This is a genomic window from Reyranella sp., assembly GCF_050185545.1.
Lineage (GTDB): Bacteria > Pseudomonadota > Alphaproteobacteria > Reyranellales > Reyranellaceae > Reyranella.
Window position 1 is genome coordinate 1 of record NZ_JBFWZI010000289.1, and the last position, 6,510, is coordinate 6,510.

8 protein-coding genes are annotated in these 6,510 nt (G+C 68.3%); all 8 read right to left on the reverse strand.

The window, feature by feature from the left end; all coding sequences use genetic code 11:
• On the reverse strand, positions 1-445 hold a 445-nt coding region (locus AB7O82_RS36255), incomplete at its 3' end, for a hypothetical protein (RefSeq protein ID WP_428621697.1).
• 29 nt (positions 446-474) lie between these two features.
• Positions 475-1,071 (reverse strand): hypothetical protein, encoded by a 597-nt coding sequence (locus tag AB7O82_RS36260; RefSeq protein ID WP_428550073.1) that lies wholly within the window; start codon positions 1,069-1,071, stop codon positions 475-477.
• Positions 1,072-1,073: 2 nt separating this feature from the next.
• A complete protein-coding gene (locus AB7O82_RS36265) occupies positions 1,074-1,289 on the reverse strand; it encodes a hypothetical protein (RefSeq protein ID WP_428550076.1) in 216 nt (71 codons plus the stop codon).
• 7 nt (positions 1,290-1,296) lie between these two features.
• Positions 1,297-2,292 carry a hypothetical protein gene (locus AB7O82_RS36270; protein WP_428550078.1) on the reverse strand — a complete coding sequence of 332 codons (996 nt, stop codon included), beginning with the start codon at positions 2,290-2,292 and terminating at the stop codon, positions 1,297-1,299.
• 99 nt (positions 2,293-2,391) lie between these two features.
• Positions 2,392-2,889 carry a hypothetical protein gene (locus tag AB7O82_RS36275; protein ID WP_428621698.1) on the reverse strand — a complete coding sequence of 166 codons (498 nt, stop codon included), beginning with the start codon at positions 2,887-2,889 and terminating at the stop codon, positions 2,392-2,394.
• Positions 2,879-3,472, reverse strand: a complete 594-nt coding sequence (locus tag AB7O82_RS36280; protein ID WP_428550083.1) for an XkdF-like putative serine protease domain-containing protein — start codon at positions 3,470-3,472, stop codon at positions 2,879-2,881. The genes AB7O82_RS36275 and AB7O82_RS36280 overlap by 11 nt, the downstream gene beginning before the upstream one ends.
• 443 nt (positions 3,473-3,915) lie before the next feature.
• Positions 3,916-5,850: a hypothetical protein gene (locus AB7O82_RS36285; protein ID WP_428621700.1), complete on the reverse strand. Its 1,935-nt coding sequence runs from the start codon at positions 5,848-5,850 to the stop codon at positions 3,916-3,918.
• 3 nt (positions 5,851-5,853) lie between these two features.
• Positions 5,854-6,510 (reverse strand): hypothetical protein (locus tag AB7O82_RS36290; RefSeq protein ID WP_428621702.1); only part of this gene is annotated, 657 nt, incomplete at its 5' end.

The window sequence follows — 6,510 nt, forward strand, 5'->3', positions numbered from 1 at the left end:
TCATGTCGAGGTGGACGACGCCGCGGACATGTGTCTGGTTGTCGTCGCTGACCTTGTGGTCGTTGCCGACTTCCTGGAGATCGATGACCAGCCCGCCGAGGGACGGATCTTCCGACACCCGGCGCTGCAGGGCGCCGAAGACTCGGTTCATCTCGGCTGACGGGCCTTCGCCGGACTGGATGACGAGGGCGACCTCGAGAGCGACGCGCAGCACGCACTGCTTGACCATCAGGCGGTTCGTCTTGGTCTCGTGGCCGTCGAACACGCCGATCGAGCGCTGCTTCTTGAAGGTCCACTTGCCCGCCGGCGCCCATAGGACCTGGTCCCAGGCAAAGCCGTAAGGATCACCCACGGGCAGATGCGCGCGCTGCGTCCGCAAGCGCTCAACCAGCGCCTCGAGGGCACGCTGCCGGATGCTGCGCTCGTCGGGAACGAAGTCAGCCACGATGCGACTCCTTCAGCCGGGCGGCCGGCTCAAAGCGCGCGGCTCGCCCTGGGGATCTGCGCCCAGGGTAGGTAGCGCATCTTCGACTGGACGATCCGGTCGAGCTGGGATTGCAGCGACGACGCATCGGTGGTCGACAGGTTGGTCACGAACGACGGGTGGGCGTTCAGGGCGATGCGGGCGGCGAGCTGTGCGGCGAGCGACAGCCAGGACGGTACGTCCCTGTAGGTCTCGCCGTCGTCGGTGGCGAAGCCCGCCTGGTAGGAGACACGCAGCCACAGGGGCTGCTCGCTCCGCCGGCAGAAGGCGCTGACCACGCCGCGCTCGCGATCGATGTCGACCTTGTCGGTGATGTCCCGGGCCGACGGGCGGAGATCGCCGCGATCCTGTGCGGCCCACACGGTCGAACCGGCATGGACGAATCCGCGGGAAAGTGCGAAGGCCGTCGCGCCCTCGCAGATCCGAAAGTCGTCCTCACACGTGGCCAGGTCAAAGGTCCCGCAGCGCAGCCGCGCGGCGAGATCGAGCGTGGCAGCCTCGAGAGCGGCGAGAACAGCGTTCTCGCCGTCACGGCCATTGTCCACGCCCATCGCCTCCTGCACCGACTGCAGCGTGGCCAGGCGCATGGCTAGATCGGCTCCGTCGGTTCGGCTGGCGACTCCGGCTCCGGCTTCGGCGTCCGCCGGGCCGCGGCCTTGCGGCCGTCGAAGGCCACGGTGAAGTACTGCGGCAGATCGGCGAGCGCCTCGGCCACCTTGTCGGCCACGACGACCGGCTCGTTCGCGGTGAACACGAGCCCGCCGTAGCAGTAGGTCTTCGCGCCATGCAGCGTTGCGGTTGCCATTGCCGCCTCACACCGACGCGATGTTGGTGAACTTGACCAGCGCATCGACTTCCTCGACCTGCACGGCGACCCGCGCCGTCAGGACGACGATGTACACACGCTCGGTGATGCTCTTGTCGAACTCCAGGCTGACCTGGCGCTGGATGCCGAAGATCAGGTTCTTGGGGTTGGTGAACAGGCCGATCGCTTCCGGCATCAGCTGAACCGATTCCAGCGGCACGCCGAACGGCGACAGGCTGCTGCGCCCCTGGACCTGCGAATCGCCGAGCGTGCCGACCCGGTTCGCGATCGTGTCCCGGTACTCGACCTCCTGGTTCACCGAAACCAGGTGTTTCATCAGGTTGAGGTTGCGCTGGTACTGGCCCGGCATGGCCTTCATGCCGGCCTTGAACAGCTCCTTGGAAATGGCGGCGTTGTTCCAGTCGACCACGTGACCGCCGGCGGCGAGCTTGAGCCAGCCGTTGAACATCGACAGGTAGGCCTGGTCGTCGGCATCGGCGCCGTTGGTGTAGGCGGTGTCGGCGAGCAGGCACAGCTCCTCGAGGTCGAGTGCCGCGCGCTCGGCGATCAGCGTCACGATGGTCTCCTGGAGGCCGGAACTCCACGGCATGTTGGAGGCCGTGTTCTCGGCCACGGTCATGCGCTCGATGTTGTCCTCGAGCACGTCGTAGGGCAGACGGACCTCGGCGATCACTTCCTGCGTCGTCATGGTGATCTGCTCGGTCGCCGGCTTGGCGCGACCGCCGAGGCCCGTCGTCGACGCATTGTCGAGCGCGACGCCCTGCGTCGCCTTGCGCAGGATGCGCTTGGCGAAGCCGATCTTGTTGATCCGGCGCTGCGGCGCGGTCATCTCGACCACGCGCGCCTGGCGGATCAGCGTCGGCTCCTTGATCAGCTTGCGGATGAAGGCGGCACCCTGTTCGGGCTGAAGGAGCCCGCCATTGGCGCTGAGGTCGGCCAGGGCCAGATCGGCCTTGCTGAGCAGGGCTGCGTTGGCAGTCATTGTGTTGGCCCCTCCTTGGGGCGCGCCGCCGTGTGCGGCAATCGAGAGGGAAACGACGAAGACGAACGACGAAGACGACGGCGAGCGGAGCGATGGCGATCAGGTCGGTTTGCCGAAGCCCGCCATGCCGGTATCGAGCAGCGGCGGCAGCCGGACGGCCCTGGCGGCGCGCGCCGGCGCCGGCGGTGGGTCGCCATAGGCAATGCCGATGACGGCCCCCTTCATGCTGGCCTCGGTCTTCCTGACCGTGGCCTCGACGGCTTCGAACCGAGTATCGATCGCGTCGAGCCTCGACTGCACGAGCCCGGACAGCTCATCGAGGGACTTCACCAGGGCATCGAGCTTCGCCGCGACCGCGACGTCGCTCGCGTCCGCCTCGGGTTCGAGTCCAGGCTCGGGCTCGGGCCCGGGCCCGGACCCGGGCTCGGGCTCGGGCGGCGGGGTTGCTTCCGATTTGTGAAAGAACTTGAAAAAATCCACGGGACTTTCATCCTTCTTGGTGAAGCGGAATGGGATGCGGTTGGCGCCGCGCCGCACGAGCGAGACGAACCGCACATCGACGTCGCTCAGCAGGTGAGCGCGAATTCTACGGAACACCGAGCAGGTGCTCCGCGAACGAGTAGCGGTGGAAGTGGCCGGCGGCATCCTCGGTCACGGTCCCCTTGAGGATGCCGTGCCTGTGGCCCTCGACCTCGTCGGTCTCGCCGCCGAGGAAGCGGCCGGCCTCGTCGAAGGTCACGACGAAGCGATGAGAGTGGCCCGCAGCCTCCTGCGACAGGCCCGACACGTTTTCGGGGATGTCGAGCTGCACCGTCGTGGACGCGCGCAGGCCGATGCCCTCGAACGAGAATCCGTTCAGTTCGCCCTTCTTGATCCTGGCCCACAGGGCAGGATCGGGCACCCTGACGCCGATCACCCACGAGCCGGCGATGAAGGTCGGATCGCCGTCGCGGGCGATGAAGCTTTCGACGATGTGCGAGCCGTTCGCCGTCCGGTCGTGGTCGGTGTCTACGGCGGACTGCCGGCCCTTCTGCAGAAAGCGGTACGCGGTCTTGCGGATCTCCTCGGCCGACATGCAATCGCCCTGGGCGTCGACCAGGCTCGGCGCGAGGACCTCGCCGAACACGATCTGCAGCTCGGCGTCGGCCTTCTTGATCTCGACTTCAACTCGATTGGACATGTGATCCCGTGCTGGTTGCCGGATGACCCGGACGATAGCGAGAGCACGGAGACGCGCGAGGCGCTGCCCCGGCGACGGCGCGATTTGGCGGCAAAAGCGAACCACCTGCCGGTCGGCCTGCGATGGATTGGCCCCCGTCGCGGCGAACCGTGCGCGACCGGGGCAGGCTGAGCCGCACGCCGCTCGGCCTGACGGCGCACAAGCGGTCCCACGATCCGGGAAGTCCGGCACGACTCCCCCATTGGCGCTGACTTTCGCCGGGATCGCGCCACTGGCGGCCGAGGTTGCTCCGCCAAAGCGGCGCTCATGCGGACCGCGGGCGTCTCTCCCGCTCATTATTTCATGAGCGGGCGGGACGCCCGCGGTCCGGAAGAGCATGAGCGCCACGCGCCTGGCGCGCCACGTGGCACGCTCCCGGCGCATGACGTGTCCTTTTAGCAAGGTCAGCGCTCATGCCGCGCACGCCCCGGCTGAACGGAATGGACTCCCTCGGCTGCTTTCAGCCGAGGGCAGCCCAACCTAGTCGCGCCGCACGTGAGGCGAAGTGTACTCGACCCTTGCGCGACGACGCTCGAAGGTGACCGTGGCGGTAGGTCGAAAGGAACCTGTGCGGCGCTGCCATCGATGGGTTGCGCCGCCTCGTCGATCGCCGTGGCTGCCGTAGCGAAGAGAAGGTCGACCAGCAGAGACTGCTCTTCGACGCCATCGCCGATCGAGCGCCCGCGATCGCTGTCGTCGAACGCGCCGGCCACATCGCCCGCAAACACGACGGTGAGCACGCTGCCGACTGTCGCCTCGGCGATGGGCGCCGCTTCCACGCACGCCGCCATCCCGGTCGCCGACGCCGCCGCGGCAGCGCTCGCGGCGAGCATCTCGAGCGCGGCGGCCACGAGCGTGCCCACGGCCGCCCCTTCGTCAGTCGCCGCCCCGCCCTCGTCGTTGCCGGCGACATAGTCCGGCGAGCCCGTTGCCACTTCTGTCGCGGCGCCGCCGTCGGCGCAGACGGCCGCCAGCATGGCGCTGCCCTCCGAGGCATCAGCGAGCGTGTGCTGCTCGTCGACCGACCCGGTTCCCGCCAGGCCGGCGATCGACGACTCGGCCGAGCTGCCCCACTCATCGATGGTCGAGCCGTGCACAAGAGTCGCGACGGCAATGGCTGTCGCGGAGCCCGCATCGGTGGCCGAGTCGTTGAGCAATGCGCCGGCGTCGGCACCGTCGTTCGTCGCTGCAACCTCGGTGACCTGCACGGGCCACACGGCCACTGCCGCAGCCGTCGCCGTCGTGGCTTCGCTCTCGGCAACGGCGCCGCCGGCGATCCACTCGGCGTCGCTGCCCTCCGCCGCGCCGGCGCGCTCCTCCGGATCGTCGCCGAAATAGACCAGGCTCCTTGCGGCCATCTCGACCGCGTCCGCCTCCTCCGCTGCGATCAAACTCTCCGCGAAGAGCCGACCGCAATCCGTCAGGTCTTCCGCGGCTGTCGTTTCATCGCACGCAACCTGGCCATCGCTCGCGCCATTCGCTAGATCCACCGACTCGGCACTCTCCACGACGGTGCCGACCAGGTATGCCGCACTATCGAGCGCCGCCACGCTCTCTGCGCTTTCGGCTGTCGCGGCCGACACCGTCAAGGCAGCCCAGGCCGCCTCACTCGCCCCGCCGATTTCGCCGGCGAGGCCGACCACGATCGACATGGCCGGCGAGGTGTCCTCGGCGGCGGCGAGCTCGCCGCAGGTGGCGCCCGTCGACGCGGACCGATCCGACCCGTCGACTGCATCGGTCGCATCCTCGCAGCTCGCCGACAGAACCGCGCCGCTCGAGCTCATCTCGCTGGCGCTTTCTGTTTCGACGACCTCGGACAGTGCAACCGAGGTTGCCGAAGGCGCGTCGCCAGCCACGGCCAGCTCATCCGCCGGCCCGAAAAAAGTCAGGACCGCCTGGACACCGTCGATCGCCGAGCCGACCTCGCCGCAGGCGGCGACCAGGCTCGCAGCCGCTGTCGCCGCCTCCCCGGCAGCGGCCCCGTTGTCGAGCGACGCGGCGGACGTCGCCGTGACGTTTCTGGCATCATTGATGCCCGACGCTTCGAGGATCGCGACAGGCCGCGCGGCAACGGCACCCGAGGCGTCCAGCGCCGCGGCGGAGTCGCTTCGTCCAGCGCCTTGCACCTGTCCGGCGACGTACCTGTGCCGTGACAGACGCGCGATGCGCCGTTCCAGGGGCGGCAACTGCTCGCGATGCACCCATCCATGCGTCCGCTTGCCGCCGACTTGACCGGCCGGGAGGCGATGCGCCACCGCGTCGAGGCTGGCGCGGGTGCGCCGCAGCAGGTTCACCCGCTGCGATAGGGCCGGGCCGCGAAAGACGTGAGCCTTGGCCATCGTTCAACGCCTGATGTAGGTCAGGCGCACCCGCCTGTCGCCGGCAGGAAGCACGAAGGGCGCAACGATCGACCACCCGCTGTTGCCGCCTGCGTCAGAGGAGTTCGTCGCCGTGAAGGTCGCGCCACCCGAGGCATGCGAATCCTTCAGGATCAGCCACTCGCAATCGACCTCGCCGTCGGGACACGTCAGATTCCAGGCGACGCCGCTGGTCTGGCTCCTCAACGTCGTCCGGGCGCCGCCACCCGTGCCCCCGAGCGTCAGCGTCGCCACGCTCTGGGTGCTGCCATCGGAAAACTCGATGACATGCAGGCCGCCATCCGATTTGAGATCGTTGAAGGTATTGGAGCCATCGATGCCGAGAATTCCCGCATAGGCGCCGGAGAACCACACGTCCCAGTACGTCTTTCCGCCGCCCTTGAACGAGCGATCCGCCGCCGACGCATTGGTGAACTTTATCGTCGACGTCCCGGCCGACAGCGCGCCGGCCACGAAGTCCCAGGCCACCCCGGCCCCGGTGACCGTGACCAGGGACCCGTTCAACACCGTCGAGGCATCCGCACTGGTGCTCCTGAACTGTCCCACCGTCACCGCATACCCCGCGGTATCGAACACGCCGAACGAGGAACAGACGAGCGATGCGCTGCACCACAGCGCATC

Bases quoted from the DNA above. Each gene is read 5' to 3' on its own strand.
- AB7O82_RS36260 (WP_428550073.1), bottom strand. From the start codon at position 1,071: ATGCGCCTGGCCACGCTGCAGTCGGTGCAGGAGGCGATGGGCGTGGAC.
- AB7O82_RS36265 (WP_428550076.1), bottom strand. From the start codon at position 1,289: ATGGCAACCGCAACGCTGCATGGCGCGAAGACCTACTGCTACGGCGGG.
- AB7O82_RS36270 (WP_428550078.1), bottom strand. From the start codon at position 2,292: ATGACTGCCAACGCAGCCCTGCTCAGCAAGGCCGATCTGGCCCTGGCC.
- AB7O82_RS36280 (WP_428550083.1), bottom strand. From the start codon at position 3,472: ATGTCCAATCGAGTTGAAGTCGAGATCAAGAAGGCCGACGCCGAGCTG.
- AB7O82_RS36285 (WP_428621700.1), bottom strand. From the start codon at position 5,850: ATGGCCAAGGCTCACGTCTTTCGCGGCCCGGCCCTATCGCAGCGGGTG.